We start from the raw sequence: 16490 nt of genomic DNA, 5'->3' as shown, positions 1-16490 counted from the left end.
ACGGTAACAAACAACGCTGACGGGCCACTGACAAATTGCTTACATTTTGATCAGTATTTTTTAACTCATTGTTTTATAACAATTTTTTAAAGCTGGCACAGCACCTGCAATATCTAAGGGGCAAGAGAAGACCGGCCCATCAACAAAAACAACAACGGGCCAACCACAAGCAACCCCCACCCAAAAACAACAACAAGGGGGTAGCATTAACAAACGGGCAAACACCATTGTCAGCTGCTAACAACAAAAACAATAAACGACACTAATAATAAGAAAACAAATGACAGTGTAAGGTCATGGGGGCATCAAGATCCCCAGACATCAAGAATAATAAGCCCCACTCACCTGTTTCAGTATGCAGGTTCAGATCGTGATGCTTCATCACGCTGCTAGAGCCGGCCTCGAGCCGGCCGCTCGTAGTTACATCCATCTTCACATGATTCCTCTTATCCGTTACGCCGACGCTGCTGCCCCGGGTGCAATTCATTGCCATCGCACCTCCGTAACGTGCTTACTATGAGACATTTCGCGCCATCAGGCCGATTTTAGCCATCAAATGGACATATTGACGGGCGCAAGGCATAGAGAATGATGGCTGCTTCCGCTAAACTGCGCGCTCTTTGAACAATGCGAGATCATGTGCAAACCATGGTAGTGGACTGGATCAAACGCTGGTTACCGCAAAAAACGAACAGCATCGAGTTGAATACAATTCCGAGAGACGAGCACCGCGTGTCCCGGAAAGACATCAACCATACCGCTTTGAAAGTGCTGTATCGCCTGCAAAATGCCGGTTACGAAGGGTACCTGGTCGGCGGTTGCGTGCGCGACCTGCAACTCGGCCTGAAACCCAAGGATTTCGACGTCGCCACCGACGCCACGCCCGAACAGGTGCGCAAGCTGTTCAGCAATTCCCGCCTGATTGGCCGTCGCTTCCGCATTGTCCACGTTACCTTTGGTCGCGAAATCATCGAAGTGACCACCTTTCGTGGGCGCACCGACGACAACAACGACAACCATCTGCAGAAACAGTCCGACGAAGGCCTGTTGCTGCGCGATAACGTCTACGGCTCACTCGAAGAAGACGCCGAACGTCGCGACTTTACCGTCAACGCTCTGTACTACACCCCCAAAGATTTCACCCTGAAAGCCTACGGCTCGGGCATGAATGACCTGGAAAACAAAGTGTTGCGCATTATCGGCGACCCGGAAACCCGCTACCGTGAAGACCCGGTACGGATGATGCGCGCGGTTCGTTTTGCCGCCAAACTTGGCTTCAGCATAGAACCACGCACCGGCGACCTGATTCCCGAGCTGGCACCGCTGCTCAGCAACGTAGCCGCGGCGCGTCTGTTCGACGAAGTGATCAAAATGCTGATGTCCGGCCACGGCCTGTCCACTTGGCGCCTGATGCGTGAATACAACCTGGTTGAGCCCTTGTTACCGGCGACACACGCTGCACTCAAAGCCTCCACCGACGGCTATTACGATGCCTTCATAGAACAGGCTCTGGTTAATACCGACGATCGCATCAATCGTGGCAAGCCCGTTACTCCCGCCTTTCTGTATGCGGCTCTGCTGTGGCCTCCGGTTCGTGAAGAAGCCGAGCACAGCATCAACATGGGCACACCGGAACAACCCGCCTGGTTGCAGGCCATGGGTAAAATAGTCGCGCATCAGATTTCATCCATCGCTATTCCAAAGCGGTTCTCGATCCCGATGAAAGAGATCTGGGAACTCCAGTTGCGCTTGCCCAAACGCACGCCGAAACGCGCTGAGCAAGTCGCCAGCCACCCCCGGTTCCGTGCAGCCTACGACTTCCTGCTGCTGCGAGAAAGTGCCGGCGAGAAAACGGGCAATCTGGGCCAGTGGTGGACCGACTATCAGACTGAAAACCCGGACATTCGACGCGATATGGCCAGCGAAGCGGCCAGTGACCGTCCGCGTCGCCGCCGGCGCCGTCGACCACCGCAAAACCGTGGCGAGTCAGCCTCCTGAACGACACCCCAAGGCTCTGACGAATGTCTGCTGCATCACTGGAACATCGAGCGTACATTGCGCTAGGCAGTAACCTGGGCGTGAGCGCCGAGGCACTTGATGGCGCACTGGAGAAGCTCAGTGCCCTGCCTGGAACCCGGGTGCTTCAGGTCTCGCCCTGGTACCGCAGCGCTGCCATCGGTGGCCCGGCCGACCAGCCGGATTACCTGAATGCCGTCTGTGAAATTACCACCGGGCTCGACCCCCGCCCACTGCTCGATGCGCTGCATCAGATCGAACATCACTTCGGCCGTGAACGCCAGGTGCGATGGGGGCCACGTACGCTCGATCTCGACATCATCTGGTATCAGAACGTTACATCCGAAGACCCCGAACTGACACTGCCGCATCCCAGAGCGCATGAACGGGCGTTTGTTATCCGCCCGCTGGCCGACATTGCGCCTGAACTGGTTCTCGGGAATCAGCCACTGAACCACTGGCTGGAACACACCCGGGACCAGGCGATAAGCCGCCTGTAAGCGCATTGCCAACCACCATTCAACAATGGCACCACGAAACCCCGAATAGCCGGTAAACCGTGGCGGCAAAACCGCTGAACAGCACCGAAACACGGCATACCATCACACCGGCTTGACTTAGCCCCCCCAAATCGCAACCATTCGCCCCCACCTAACCGATCGAGAGAGCCCCGATGGTGAAGAATCACACGGTAGCCACCCTGAAACAGCTCGTCGCCGACGGCCAGAAATTCAGCATGCTCACCGCCTATGACGCTTCTTTTGCGCAGATGTTCTCTACCCTGGGTGTCGAATCCCTGCTGGTGGGTGATTCACTGGGCATGGTGGTTCAGGGCCACACGTCTACCCTGCCGGTCACCCTGGAGCAGATGGTGTACCACACCACTGCCGTTGCCCGAGGCAACCAGGGGGCCCTGGTCATCGCCGATCTGCCGTTCAACAGCTACTCAAGTGTTGACCAATGCCAGGCCAATGCGGGCCAGCTCATGCAGGCCGGTGCACACATGGTCAAACTCGAGGGCGGTGCCTGGCTTGCCGACAGCATTGTGTCGCTCAGCCGCGCCGGCATTCCAACCTGCGTGCACCTTGGCTTAACGCCCCAGTCGGTTAACAAATTCGGGGGCTACAAGGTTCAGGGGCGCGACGAAGCAGCCGCCCAGACCATGATCAACGATGCCATTGCCCTGGTAGAGGCCGGTGCCGATTTTGTGTTGTTGGAATGCGTACCGACTGACCTGGCCCGCGCCATTACCGACGCCGTGCCGGTGCCGGTAATCGGCATTGGTGCCGGTAACGTGACCGATGCTCAGGTGCTGGTCAGCTACGACATGCTGGGCTTCACCCAGCACCGCCTGCCAAAGTTTGTGAAGAACTATATGGCCGAACCCAACACCCTGGCAGATGCGGTGACCCGCTACATTGACGACGTGAAATCCGGCGCTTTCCCAGGTCCGGAACACGCGTTCGACTAAGCGCCTGTCGCCCGACACCCCACTGCCCGGCTCTGTAACTGACCCTGAGTGACTCTGTTATGAAAATTGTTGCTACTCTCGACGACCTTCGCACTGCCCTCGCCGATCTGCGGGCAGACGGCAAGCGCGTGGCGCTGGTGCCCACCATGGGCAACCTGCACGAAGGCCACATGCGGCTCATCAAGAGTGCCCGGGAGCACGCCGACATCGTTGTTGCGTCCATCTTCATCAACCCGACACAGTTTGGCGAAAACGAAGATCTCTCCGGCTACCCGCGCACCCTGGAAGAAGACACAAAGAAGCTGATCGCCGAAGGCTGCCATCTACTGTACACCCCAAACAAGGCAGTCATGTACCCGGAGCCAGATCTGACCCGGGTCAGTGTCGACAAGATCACCACACTGCACTGTGGCGCCAGCCGCCCGGGGCATTTCGTTGGTGTGGCGACCATCGTGCTGAAGTTTTTCAATCAGGTACAACCAGACTGCGCCGTCTTCGGCCTTAAGGATTTTCAGCAGTTCACCGTACTGAAAACCATGGTCAGCAATCTCTTCCTGCCCATTAAGATGATCGGCGTCGATACCGGCCGTGCCGATGACGGTCTGGCCCACAGCTCACGCAACAACTACCTTACCGCCGGCGAACGGGAACAGGCACCCGCTCTGTACCGCATTCTGTGCAACGCCAAGGCGGCCATTGAGCAGGGCGAGCATGACTTGGCCAAAGTGACCCGAACGGCCAAGGAAGCCCTGCACAATGCCGGCTTCACACCTGATTATTTCAATATAAGCCGCCGCATCGATCTGGAACCGGCCACAGACGACGACCATGAACTGGTCATCCTGGCGGCGGCCTTCCTAGGCAAGGCACGACTGATCGACAACGTTCAGGTGGATCGTTAGGCAGGTTGCCTCCAATCACAGTTTCCGATAAAACCCCGCTTCCGGATCACGCCTGATGCTGACCGGGGGTGCAATATGAGGTGCGTAATGGAATTAATCATGCTCAAGGCCAAATTGCATAAGGCCAAGGTCACACATGCGGTACTGAACTACGAAGGCTCCTGCGCCATTGGCGGCGACTTGCTCGATATGGCCGGCATCCGCGAATTCGAGCAGATTCAGATTTACAACGTGACCAACGGCGAGCGCTTCACCACCTATGCCATTCGCGGTGAAGACAACAGCGGCATGATCTCGGTCAACGGCGCCGCCGCGCACAAAGCCAGCGTCGGCGATACCGTCATCATCTGCGCCTACGCCAACTTCTCCGAAGCCGAACTCGAAACCTTCAAACCCCGCATGCTCTACATGAACGACGACAACACCGTCAGCCACACCAGTAACGCCCTGCCTGTTCAGTTGGCCTAAGGGGACGAGTCAGGCCGGCTGCCGGGTAGACCTGTCCGGGGTCGGCGTGAATCCGTCCTTGGAGCCTAGGCCGCAGCATCCCTGCTGCGGACTTCCCCGGACAGGTCTACCCGGCAGCCTTCCGTGGTTACCTAATCACCGTCTGATGTCACAAAATTTCACCAATCGGTGGTTTTTCCCGTAATTTTGTAATTAAATTACATAATTATTTTACGGTTTGGTTGGTATCGTTTCACTACAGCCCAACCTATCCTCCATGCATTCTTCTTAATCCAAACCCACAAAAACAATCGGGAACCGACTTATGGCTTACGATCCGACCCAACTGGCAACCTGGAAAAAACTCGAAGAACACAAAGCCACCCTCGCCGATGTGCACATGCGCGACCTCTTTGCCGAAGACCCGCACCGCGGCCCCCGCATGACAGAGCATGCCGCCGGTATCGAGCTCGACTATTCCAAAAACCGGGTAACCGACGAGACCATGAACCAGTTGATGGCGCTGGCCCGGCTGGCCAAGTTGCCGGAAGCCATAGACGCCATGTTCAACGGTGAGGTGATCAACCGCAGCGAAAACCGCCCCGCCTTGCACATCGCGTTGCGGAATCGCAGCCAGCGGCCTATCAACGTGAACGGCGAAGACATTAATGAGACGGTCAACGCTACCCAGGACAAAATGAAGGCCTTTGCCGAATCGGTTCACAGCGGTGCTTTTGCCGGCCACACCGGTAAAAAACTGCGCACCATTGTCAACATCGGCATCGGTGGCTCCTACCTGGGTCCGAAAGTGGTGTCCGATGCGTTGAAGCCCTACTGGCAAGACGGCTATGACCTAAAATACATTGCCAACATCGACGGTACCGACGTCACCAGCGTCTGCCGGGATCTTGATCCGGAAACAACGCTCTTTGTCGTGGCTTCAAAAAGTTTCAACACCCTTGAGACCCTTAAAAACGCTGAAGCGGCGCGTGAATGGTTCTTCCAACAGGGTGGTAAGCCGGAACAGGTTAAGCACCACTTTGTTGCCGTTTCCACCAACATCAAAGCCGCGACTGAATTCGGCATCGACGAGGCTAATATGTTTCCGATGTGGGATTGGGTCGGCGGTCGCTACTCGCTCTGGTCGGCCATTGGGCTGGCCCAGGCGATTGTGATCGGGTTCGATAATTTTGAACAAATGCTCAGCGGCGCCCATGAAATGGACGAGCATTTCCGCACCACCGGCCTCGAGCACAACATACCGGTTATCCTCGGCATGTTGGGTGTCTGGTATAACAACTTTATGGGCGCCGAATCCCATGCTGTGCTCAGTTATGACGAGAGCCTGAAAGACCTGCCGGCGCACCTGCAGCAAGTCGATATGGAATCCAACGGCAAGGCTGTGACGCAGGATGGCCGCCCGGTTGGGTGGAGCACCGGGCCAGTGATCTGGGGTGGTACCGGCACCAATGGCCAGCACGCCTACCACCAGCTGTTGCATCAGGGCACCCGTCTGATTCCCGCCGACTTTCTAATGCCACTGAAAAGCCACAACCCCGTGGCCGACCACCACCCCTGGCTGTTCGCCAACTATCTGGGTCAGCAACAGGCACTGCTGGAGGGCAAGACCGAAGCCGAGGTTACGGCTGAGCTGAAGGCAAAAGGCCTTGATGCGGCCGCCATTGCCGAGCTGGTACCGCACAAGGTGGTACCCGGCAACCGCCCCTGCAACAGCCTGGTGTTCGAACAGGTTACGCCACAGGTAGTGGGCGCACTGATCGCCCTGTACGAACACAAGGTGTATGTGCAAGGCGTTATCTGGGGCGTCAACAGCTTCGACCAGTGGGGCGTTGAGCTTGGCAAGGTACTGGGCAACAGCGTGTTTGAAGCGCTGGAAACCGGCAACACCGAAGGCTACGACAGCTCAACCGCCCAGTTGATTGAACGGTTCAGACAAGCAAACCGCTGAATGGCAGCAGACCTCATCCATCTCCGCGGTGAGGTCTGCTTCAACTGGCCTGCACACTCGAAAGAAGTGCCACGCTTAGCTCAAATGACACCTCGCCAGAGTATTTTCTGTCTTCTCCACCCCGCCATGACAACCTTGCTGCTCTTGCAAAGCTGACGCCATGCGTCACTTTTAAACACTGCAACACCCACCTCGTTCTTTTTTTCTTGTAAATCGTCAATCCTTTGTCATTAGAATGCCCCAAATACGACCTACTCCCTTGCAACGCCAAAAAAACCGCATAAACTCGCCGATATTGAGAGCCAAGTCTCATTCTGGACCCCGTGAAATGGCCATATGGGTAGAAATACGATCCGGAATTAATTCGTTGGCACGGTTCTGGCTTATACCTAACGAAAGAAGGGTAGAAGTAAGACAGGCATATTTACTGATATTGGGAGATTGACTATGAAACAACAAAAAGGTTTTACGCTGATTGAACTGATCATGGTGATCGTGATTCTGGGCATCTTGTCTGCTTTTGCCTTGCCACGATTTGTTGATTTTTCTACCCAGGCTACGGCCGCCACTGAAGCTGGCCTTACTGGTGCCGTGAAAAGCACATGGGGAATATTAGTTGCGGAAAATCGCGTAAATGGAAACGCCGCTTTTCCAACGGTAACTGAGTTAGCGGCAGGCGTTGATGGTGAAGGGATATCAGCAGTTGCGACTGGGGTTCAAGTGACGATCAGTGGTGGCACACAAGTAGTACCAACATTTACAGACGATAGCTGTGCTACTGCGACAACAGCTGTTGGCGACTCAGTATTGTGTGTAGGCAGTTTGTAAGAGTAACGATAAGAACAAAAAGTGCCTTGCTATTTAGTCTGTGCAAATATCTACGATTTTGCAGGGCACTTTTTTAGATTCAATAAAAACCTACATTGGCTCGATTTCACTTACCTTTCTCATAGAAGTGCAATTGAATAGGTACATCTGAATGGGGAAAGCTTATTTTGGGTTCAGTCTAGTCGAATTAGTTCTGGTACTGCTACTACTATCCATTATATCCGCTGTTGCTGCTCCTAGATTTTTCAACTCAACTCCTTTTTTGAACAACAGTGTAAGAAGCAACCTTCAGTCCACTCTGACTTACACACACAATCGTGCCACAACTTCTCAATGCACCCTAGAAATTCGCCTCACCACCACCGGCTGGTCCGTATGGCAAGATGACGACTGCCAGAGTACTGGTTCCAGTGGTGCTGGCTGCAGTGCCCCACTGAATTTAATAACGCCCGTCACCGCACCTGGTGAATCGACCCAATTAACAGGCACACTCACCAGCAACTCACTGCAACGTTTGTTTTTCACCCCAACAGGTCGTCTGTACCGAAGCACCACAGCAAGTGATTGCACCAATTTACCCGCAAACCCGGTGTCCAGTGGCACTCAGATTGTTGGCTTGACACCCACTACGACCTTGCGCCTGGATGGAGTCACCGGCTATGTGGCGATTCAGTAGCATGCGCACTCATGCCTCAGCTCACGAACGTCAGCACGACTCGCAGCGCGGCGTGACGCTGATCGAGCTGGTCATTGCCATTGTGATCATTGGCATTGCTGCCGCTGCCATCCTGCAGAGCCTGGGGTTTTTGACGATCAATAATATTGACCCCATGTTGCGCAGTCAGGCTAACCTGGTGGCCCAGAGCACACTGAGTGAAGTCATGAGCCAGTCATTCTTCGACGGTGACGACGATCCGCGCATTGACGATACGGTGACCAGCCCGAACGTCTGCCCTTCAGCCGAATCTGACGGCAGTTACGACCGCAGGCTTTGGGATAACCTCTGCGACTATAACGGCTTCGATTCCAACAGCGACGACGGGCTCGCCCCCGGTATTCGCGACCGGCTGGGGAACGCCCTGCCCGGTTTGTCGAGCTACCGGGTTCAGGTTACTGTGGATACCAGCACAGGCCTGGCGCTGGGCACGCTGTCGAATACGGCGGGCTGTACGCCCCGCATCGCCAGAATCACCGTTACCGCCTCAGACCCTCGCGGCCAAACGGTTCAGCTCACTGGGTATCGAACCAGCTACTGGGATGAGGGCTGTTGATGTGATGACGTCCAAACACCCGAAACACTTTCGCCAACCCGGTTTTACCCTGGTTGAACTGATCGTCGTGATCGTAATCATCGGCATTCTGGTGGCGGTCGTCGGTCCGCTGATCGGCAATCGCTATGCCGCCATTGTCGATACCCAACAACGCGCGGCCTGGGTGCAACAGGGCGAAGCCGCCTTCTTTCAGCTGCGGCAAGATCTGGACAGGTCGGTTCCCAATTCGGTGCGCACCTCAGAGGCAACCGCTGGCAATGATCAGGTTGTGGAGTTTTTCACGCTGTCTCCGGATCAGGCACAACCGGCCTTGCGATATAGGGATCGGAACTACCCACCCGCCTATGATCGACTGAACATCAATAACGACGGGTCTTTTGATGTTTTCGGGGCTCTTTCCAGCTTGCCGGCAGGCACGTCAACCTATGTATCAATCGCCTCACCCGGTTTCAGCCAGCTCTACAGCGACTGGGCCGATGAATTGGCAGGCAACGAGGAAGGTTACCTTGCCGAGGTCGATTCGATTGTTAACCGAACCACCTGCGACTGTGGCGATTGCTCTCAGTGCCCGGTGACCCAGATAACACTCGACAACAGCAACCACCGCTTCCCCAATGACAGTCCCTTTTTCAGGGCCTACTTTACCAACGGGCCCGTCGCTTACCGTTGCGACAGCGGGCGGCTAGAGCGCATTACCGGCTATACTGACCTGAGCAACACGGCCCTGGCCAGCCGCATAGGCGCAGCCACACCGGCTCGCATTACCGACGATGTCACGCAATGCCGTTTCAGCTGGACACCGGGCTTTCTGTATCGCCCCCCTACCCTAACGATTACGCTGGCCCTGGGGGATGGCTCGGAAGGCATTCAACTCACCGATACCTTTGTGCTGGGGAATGGCCTATGAACCGCAAACCTCAGCAGGGCGTCGCACTGGTAGCGGTTATTTTTCTGATTGTTGTCATCGGCGCTGCGCTTGTGGTCATCTCCCGGCTGTCGATATCATCCAGTGCACAGGTCACGCAAAACCTGCTGCAAAGCCGGGCACGACAGGCCGCATCTGCAGGGCTTGAGTGGGCCACACAACGGCTGGTAGAAGAGGGTTCTGGCGCCTGTGCAGCCGATACAACCGTCACCGTCCCTGCCTACTCTGATTACACCGTCACTGTGAGCTGCACCGAAGGGGCATACAACCGCCCTAACCCGGCCTCACAGCGTGTTTTCTTGTATCGTCTGACGGCTGAGGCCGCCTTTGGCAATATGAACGATGCCAACTATGTCTGGACCCAACGCAATGCCACTGTTGAACTCTAAGTTACGTCTAAGCATAACCCAGGTGCTGGTAGCCGGTGCTGCGCTGAGTGTCAGCCTACCTACTCTGGCTGATGTCTTTAATTTGTCGCTGGGCCAGTTTCCCGGCTGCTCGACAAGCTGGAATGTTTCCGGCACAACCTATACCTGCACAGGTAACGGCCGCATCACATTGATTAATGGCGACGACATCGTTGCCAATACCAACGCAACCCTGGTTGCCAATAATGGTTTCAGATTGGGAGACGGTAGTGTCGGGTCCAATACCAATCGCATTGACCTGGTCGATAGCTACGGTCAAATCATTGCCGATGGAACCTCCGTATTCGGTGATCTGACTTCGAACAGCAGCGGCATCGAATTAACCGACAGCATTGTCAATGGCACCCTGACGGCCAATGGTGACATAGATCTCGAAGGCGGTACCGTTACCGGTAAAGTGACCAGCCTCAATAATCGCGTTGAAGCCCAAGACACCAACCTGCTCGGGGGCGCCCAGGCTCAATCCGGTATGACGTTTGACGGTGGCACGCTCAGTGGCGACTTTGTCATGACTGCAAACAACCCCGGTGATTTTGAGGACGTTACCTTTATCGCTGGCAGTGTCAGCGGTGCCAGTACCGTCAGCATAGAGGACAGCACATTTGGCAGTCCTTCTGATCCAGTAACCGTCACCAGTACATCGGGCGAAATTGAGGTAGACAATTCAACGGTGTACGGAGATCTGGTCGCACCCGGATATTCCCAAATCGATGTTTCCGACAACAGCAACGTCTACGGCACCTGTACTCCTGCCAACCCCAATTGCCAGCCAGCAGCACCCGAACCTCCGGAAAACTGTGCACTTAACCCGGGCCTGCAAGGCGAGTATTTCAACAATCGCTTTTTAACGGGCACGCCTGCCTATGAAGACAACGTGCCGACCATCGATTTCGAGTGGGGCAGCGGCTCACCCAGCACCGCTGCGGTAGGCAACGACAATTTCTCAATTCGCTGGACCGGCTATCTCAATGCGCCCACAACCGGAACCTACACCCTGGCTACAAACTCGGATGACGGGGCGCGGTTGTACGTCGATGGCAATCTGATCATCGATGATTGGTCTGATCACGCCCCCCGGGTTCGAACCGGGTCCGTGTTTTTGCAGGCGGGTGAACTGGTTCCTGTGATATTGGAATACTATGAGAACGGCGGTGGCGCGACCATTCAGCTGGGCTGGGAGCCTCCGGGTGAAACTGGCCTGACAATCATTCCGGCCTCTGCACTTTACTACTGCACGTCACTGACGCCTGTCGCTTATTACCCACTCAACGAAAGCAGTTACTCCGGTGCGGCAGGTGAAATACTGGATTACAGTGGCAATAACAATCACGCCACAACCACAGGCAATATTACCCCGGCAGCGGGATACACTTGCGAAGGTGCCTCGGTGCCGGCGAACAACAGCAGTGCATTGCGTTCTGCTGTCGATACCGGTTTAAACCCGGGTGACCTGACGCCAACCCGCGGGACACTCAGTTTCTGGTATAAAAGCAACCTCGACTGGGATGGCGATAATCAGGACCGGGTTCTATTTTCTGCCAACAGTGATCAGTACGGCAACAATGGGGACAACCGCTATTTTTACCTCGTGCTCCGCAACAATGGGCGGCTGCGATTCGAGCTTGAGGATTCCAATGACAGTGATTACAACTTTCAAACCAGCAACAGTACAAGAAACTTTAACGCAAACGAATGGGTGCATGTAGCCGTCACCTGGGACATGATCGACGGCGATTTCGGTATCTATGCTAACGGTACAGCCGTGGGCACGCTAAACAACCAGAATACAACCGGACTACTCAGCCAGCTCAACAGCCTGTACATCGGCGACAACCGTTCCAATTATGTCGAGCCCGGCCGTTCCGCCAACGGTGTGTTCGACGAAGTGCGACTCTACGACTACGCCCAATCCAGTAGTCAGATTCTGGCCGACATGGGCAACACCGTTGCCTGCTCAACACCGGGCACCTGCATCACCGATACCTTCAGCGGCAGCCTGAACGACGACTGGCAAACCCTGCGCAGCAGTGGCACTTTTACACCACAGGTTGTGGGCGGACGGCTGCGCCTGACCCCCGATAGCACCAACATTGCAACGGCCACCACTTTTCTGCGCCAGTTCCCGAGTGAAAACAACCGCGTCGTCGTCGAATTTGATTTCTACGCATACAAGAATAACGGCGCCACCAATGCCGCCGATGGCGTCACGGTCACTTTTTCTGACCGCGACATTACCCCCTTTCCGGGCAGTTTTGGTGGCTCCCTGGGCTACGCGCAACGAAACAATGGCGACCCGGGCTTCAACGGCGGCTGGCTGGGCATTGGTCTGGACGAGTTTGGCAATTTCTCGAACCCGACTGAAGGTCGGGTCGGGGGCCCCGGAGCCCGGCGCAATGCCATTGCCATTCGCGGCTACGGGTCTGGCACAACCGGGTACCGCTACTTGCGAGGTACGTCAGCCGACATATCCCCAGCGGTACTAACATCCAGCACAACGCCACACCGGTATCGCATCACCATTGATAACAGCAACGGCACTCAGGCACTGGTAAAGATCGAGCGCAACGCAGGCTCGGGGTACGTAACACTGGTGAGTGAATTCGATGCACTCAACGAAGCCGGCCAGCCCGCTATTCCGGAAAAGCTTGTCCTGACCCTAACGGGCTCAACCGGGGGCAGCAGTGCCAATCACGAAATCGATAACCTTCAGGTCTGTGCCGACATCATCGAGCCCTACGATGCCCCCATTCACCACTTTGAGCTGGTTCGAAACCAGGCCGTCGGACTCACCTGCGAACCCCTTGATGTGACCATTCGCGCTTGCGCCAATGAAGCCTGCACCCTGGAATACACCGATCCGTTCAGCGCCACTCTGAGCCCTGCTGACGGCTGGGAGGGTAGCAATGAGGTGACCGATATCGTGTCCGGAGAGTCGATCGGCTTCTTACCTGATGCAGCCGGCACTTATACCCTGGGCATTCCAAACAGCACCCCCTCGACAGTGCCGCTTACCCAGAATCTGTGCTTTGTCGGTGGCTCAACGACCGCTGAAGCAAATTGCCAGGTGACCTTTAACGATGTCGGTCTGCGTTTCTTCCCGAGCGAGAACACCACCAGCAGCACGGCATTTTTTGATCTGATCGCCGGTGCCACCGAAGGGCCTTTTTCGGTACAGGCAGTGCGCACCAATACCACCACCGGTGTTTGTGAAGGTCTGTTCAGCGACGGTGGCACACTGGATTTTACGGCAGGCACTGAATGCAGCGACCCGACCAGTTGCAGCCCCTCCCAGCAGGTCGGTCTGACCAACGCAGGCACCACGACTGAATTGCCTAATCCGCAGAACCAGATTGCGGGTGAAGACACGACCACATTGCCCCTGACATTTTCCGCAGACTCAACGGCCGAGTTTTCGCTGCAATCACCCGATGTGGGAGTACAACCGCTCACATTGGAGTACACCCTGCCGGATGTTGACGGCAATCCCTCGTCAATCACACTGAGTCAAAGTGTCAATCTGCGTGTTAAACCCGCCGAGCTTCGCCTGTTAAGGGTTCGCAACAGCGACGGTGACGAGCTCGCAACCGACGGTTTGGTAACCGCCAGCGCCAATGCCCCGGTATTTACCCGTGCCAGCGAGCCCTTCCGGTTAGAGGTGCAAGCCCTCAATGCTCTTGGAAGCCCCACACCCAACTTTGCCCGCACGACAACGTTACCAGACATCAACTGGGGCGCTTTGACCACCATTGCCGCTCCGGGTGATGCGGAAGCAAAGGGCGAGCTGAATGGCGGAGTTGGCAGCTCGACACCCGGCAGTGCCTGGGCAGCTTACGAACAGCCCGATGGCACCCTTGATACCAGTACACTGACCCTGGCCACGGGACTTGGGTTGAGCTTTTCCGACCTGGGAGTCATTGACCTCAGGGGGAGAATTGACAGCTACCTCGCCAGACCGGGTTCGCCGGACCTGGAGGTCGAATCCAATACCGTTCGGGTAGGTCGCTTCATTCCCGCCTATTTGCGCATTACTCAGGATAACCCGGCCAACTGGGGGTCGACGTCTTACCGTTATCAGGGTCAGTCTGCGACGCTGTCGTCGATTCCCTTACGAGTTGAAGCATTTGATGTTAACGATGACCCGGTTTTCAACTACGACGGCGACTTTTTCAAGCTGGCTCTAAATACAGTCAATCTGTATCAAAAACCCCCGAGCCTGGAAGACACGGGCGATGATCTGCTCTACGACTCGGTCACATGGGCCCTGTCAGACAACAATGATTACAACGGCGAGGTGACTCTGACCCTCAGCCAAACCGGTTTGACCTGGCCACGCGCAGCAGCGGGGCCGACTGTTAGTGATACGCCCCAGATACTGAATCAACTTATTATCGGATCCAGCAAACTCAACGACAGTGAAGCCTGTCACGGCGATTTAACCCAATGCGAAGACCTGGCCCTAAACCTGGGTGCCGTTTCGCTGTATTACGCCCGGCTGAATGCCGAACGCCAGGTCAGTACCCAGGAAACGGCCGAACTGCCAGTATGGGTTGAATTACTCGACGATGTAGATAGCAGCATAACCCCCAACGCTGTCAGTTTTGCTCCCTTTACGAGCGACAACGAAACCGGCACTGGCGAGATTCCCGGCCTCACCTTCCAGGGTGTTTGCGAACCAGGCGCTCTGAATTGCGCTGGCGTAGCCAACTCGGCCGATGGCACTCTGGTTGGTTTGAACGCGGGTGCCGGCACCCTGGTGGCTGAATCGACCACACCGGGTATCGTGGGTGTTCTGGTCAACGTGCCGGAATGGCTGGAATGGGATTGGGAAGCCGGGCTGGGTATGACCGGGCCACCCAGCACCCTGTACTTCGGCCTGTACCAGGGTCGCTCGCCCTTATTGTTCCAGCAGGATGGCTTCCGCTAACGCTCCGTGCTGACTGTCAGGGGCCATAATTGCCTGTGCCCCTGCGACTGCCCCTCACTGACAAAGCGCACCAGACCATCGTAATCAAACCCGCGCCACTGGCTAAGATACTGGCGAATCAGCGATTCGCCCGGAACATCAACCGGTACGATGGCTTCCGTGCAGCCCTTGCCTTCAATGTGCCAGAAACACTGGCCACTGGCGTCGGCGAACACCGATACCCGGGTCAAATCCGCCAGGTCCAATTCGGTTCGGGCACCACTGGCACGGCGGTAGACCAGCTGATCATCGGTCAGTACCACGGCCGGTCCTGAACCGGCGTCGCTGCGGTGTTGGCGTCGGAAGGGAGACATCATCGGGCATCAAAATCCGGCAGGCCGTTCAGGGGGTCGTCTGCATCGCCGGAATCGCGAACCACCAAAATGGTGGTGCGCCGGTTGGCAGAGCGGCCAGCGGCCGTGTTGTTATCGGCAATGGGGTATCGGTCACCCTGGTAGTCGGTCAGGATAATCGACGAGTCGACACCCTGTTCCACCAGGTAATCAGTTACGCGGTTGGCCCTGCGCTCGGACAGCCGGCGGTTATCGTAGCGCGTGCCTACATTATCGCTGTGGCCGACCACTTCCAGCGCCAGAATGCGCTCATCGGCTGCAACGTAGGCAACCAGATCATCCAATACAGACTGCGCCGTGTTATCGAGCAGCTCGCCACCACTCGGGTAATTCACCACTGTACGTTCGACCTGGCTGAAATTGACCGGCAACAGCCCGGCCGAACAGGCCAGGTAGTCGTTGTAATAGCTTTTGAATTCAACCGGCGAAACCTGCACGCGAATCGACTCGGAGCCATAACGCGCCTGGCGCGTAAAGGTCGGTGCCATGCCATTGGCCAGCTCGCCCATAATGCGCCGGGCCCGGTCGGGTTCAACTCGCAGCGGAATGTCCCGGTCTTGCACCCGCACATAGCCCAGCTCGTGGGTCAGGGCGCTGGAGCGCCAGTCTGGCGCCTCTACGGTCAGCGCCGCCTGGCCCAGGGCCATCTGGTTGCGGGTGGCCTGCAAATAGAATTCAAGCTCTTCACCTGCCTCATGAAAGAACACGGCCAGGCCGTATTGCGGAATCGGCTGATAAAACTTGCAGTAATACTCGTTGGCCTCCAGTTGCCAGGTGGTATCGGACAGGCCGGTACCGTAGTCCGCCGCCCAGGCCACCGGCAGGCAACACCCCAGCACCAGGGCGATCAGGCCATCGCGGCCAAAAATCACCGCTGCCCGGGGTGCCTGGGCGAATCGTTGCCGAACGGTCATCTG

General features: G+C 56.2%; 13 protein-coding genes. 11 read left to right on the top strand and 2 right to left on the bottom strand.

Going from position 1 to position 16490, the window contains the following annotated elements:
• The first annotated feature begins 627 nt into the window (after positions 1-627).
• The 11 genes from pcnB (at position 628) to ACHUE7_RS11175 (ending at position 15181) form a co-directional block, all read left to right on the top strand.
• Positions 628-1998, top strand: coding sequence for a polynucleotide adenylyltransferase PcnB (pcnB, locus tag ACHUE7_RS11225; protein WP_394170040.1), 1371 nt, complete (start codon positions 628-630; stop codon positions 1996-1998).
• 23 nt (positions 1999-2021) lie between these two features.
• Positions 2022-2516 (top strand): 2-amino-4-hydroxy-6-hydroxymethyldihydropteridine diphosphokinase, encoded by a 495-nt coding sequence (gene folK, locus ACHUE7_RS11220; RefSeq protein WP_394170039.1) that lies wholly within the window; start codon positions 2022-2024, stop codon positions 2514-2516.
• 173 nt (positions 2517-2689) lie between these two features.
• Positions 2690-3487 (top strand): 3-methyl-2-oxobutanoate hydroxymethyltransferase, encoded by a 798-nt coding sequence (panB, locus tag ACHUE7_RS11215; protein ID WP_348477585.1) that lies wholly within the window; start codon positions 2690-2692, stop codon positions 3485-3487.
• Between the two features lie 59 nt (positions 3488-3546).
• Positions 3547-4389 (top strand): pantoate--beta-alanine ligase, encoded by an 843-nt coding sequence (gene panC, locus ACHUE7_RS11210; RefSeq protein WP_394170037.1) that lies wholly within the window; start codon positions 3547-3549, stop codon positions 4387-4389.
• Between the two features lie 87 nt (positions 4390-4476).
• Positions 4477-4857 (top strand): aspartate 1-decarboxylase, encoded by a 381-nt coding sequence (gene panD / locus ACHUE7_RS11205; RefSeq protein ID WP_127556156.1) that lies wholly within the window; start codon positions 4477-4479, stop codon positions 4855-4857.
• 304 nt (positions 4858-5161) lie between these two features.
• Positions 5162-6805: a glucose-6-phosphate isomerase gene (pgi, locus tag ACHUE7_RS11200; protein WP_394170036.1), complete on the top strand. Its 1644-nt coding sequence runs from the start codon at positions 5162-5164 to the stop codon at positions 6803-6805.
• Positions 6806-7252: 447 nt separating this feature from the next.
• Positions 7253-7633 (top strand): type II secretion system protein, encoded by a 381-nt coding sequence (locus ACHUE7_RS11195; protein ID WP_394170035.1) that lies wholly within the window; start codon positions 7253-7255, stop codon positions 7631-7633.
• Between the two features lie 659 nt (positions 7634-8292).
• The gene (locus ACHUE7_RS11190) at positions 8293-8904 is read left to right on the top strand and encodes a prepilin-type N-terminal cleavage/methylation domain-containing protein (protein WP_394170034.1); all 612 of its coding nucleotides are present in this window, start codon (positions 8293-8295) and stop codon (positions 8902-8904) included.
• A gap of 4 nt (positions 8905-8908) precedes the next feature.
• Complete coding sequence (locus ACHUE7_RS11185; RefSeq protein WP_394170591.1) at positions 8909-9811, top strand: prepilin-type N-terminal cleavage/methylation domain-containing protein; 903 nt, start codon at positions 8909-8911, stop codon at positions 9809-9811.
• Positions 9808-10218, top strand: coding sequence for a hypothetical protein (locus ACHUE7_RS11180; RefSeq protein ID WP_394170033.1), 411 nt, complete (start codon positions 9808-9810; stop codon positions 10216-10218). The genes ACHUE7_RS11185 and ACHUE7_RS11180 overlap by 4 nt, the downstream gene beginning before the upstream one ends.
• A complete protein-coding gene (locus ACHUE7_RS11175; RefSeq protein WP_394170032.1) occupies positions 10199-15181 on the top strand; it encodes a DUF6701 domain-containing protein in 4983 nt (1660 codons plus the stop codon). Before ACHUE7_RS11180 ends, ACHUE7_RS11175 begins: the two co-directional genes overlap by 20 nt.
• Here ACHUE7_RS11175 and ACHUE7_RS11170 read toward each other — a convergent pair.
• The gene (locus ACHUE7_RS11170) at positions 15178-15537 is read right to left on the bottom strand and encodes a hypothetical protein (protein ID WP_394170031.1); all 360 of its coding nucleotides are present in this window, start codon (positions 15535-15537) and stop codon (positions 15178-15180) included. The two genes, ACHUE7_RS11175 and ACHUE7_RS11170, sit on opposite strands and share 4 nt — an antisense overlap.
• A complete protein-coding gene (locus ACHUE7_RS11165) occupies positions 15534-16487 on the bottom strand; it encodes a flagellar protein MotY (protein WP_394170030.1) in 954 nt (317 codons plus the stop codon). The genes ACHUE7_RS11170 and ACHUE7_RS11165 overlap by 4 nt, the downstream gene beginning before the upstream one ends.
• Between the last annotated feature and the right edge of the window lie 3 nt (positions 16488-16490).

The sequence above is a fragment of the Saccharospirillum alexandrii genome, assembly GCF_043641555.1.
Classification (GTDB): Bacteria; Pseudomonadota; Gammaproteobacteria; order Pseudomonadales; family Natronospirillaceae; genus Saccharospirillum; species Saccharospirillum alexandrii_A.
The sequence above is the reverse complement of the archived record's forward strand: the minus strand, read 5'-3'. Positions and strand labels throughout refer to the sequence as shown.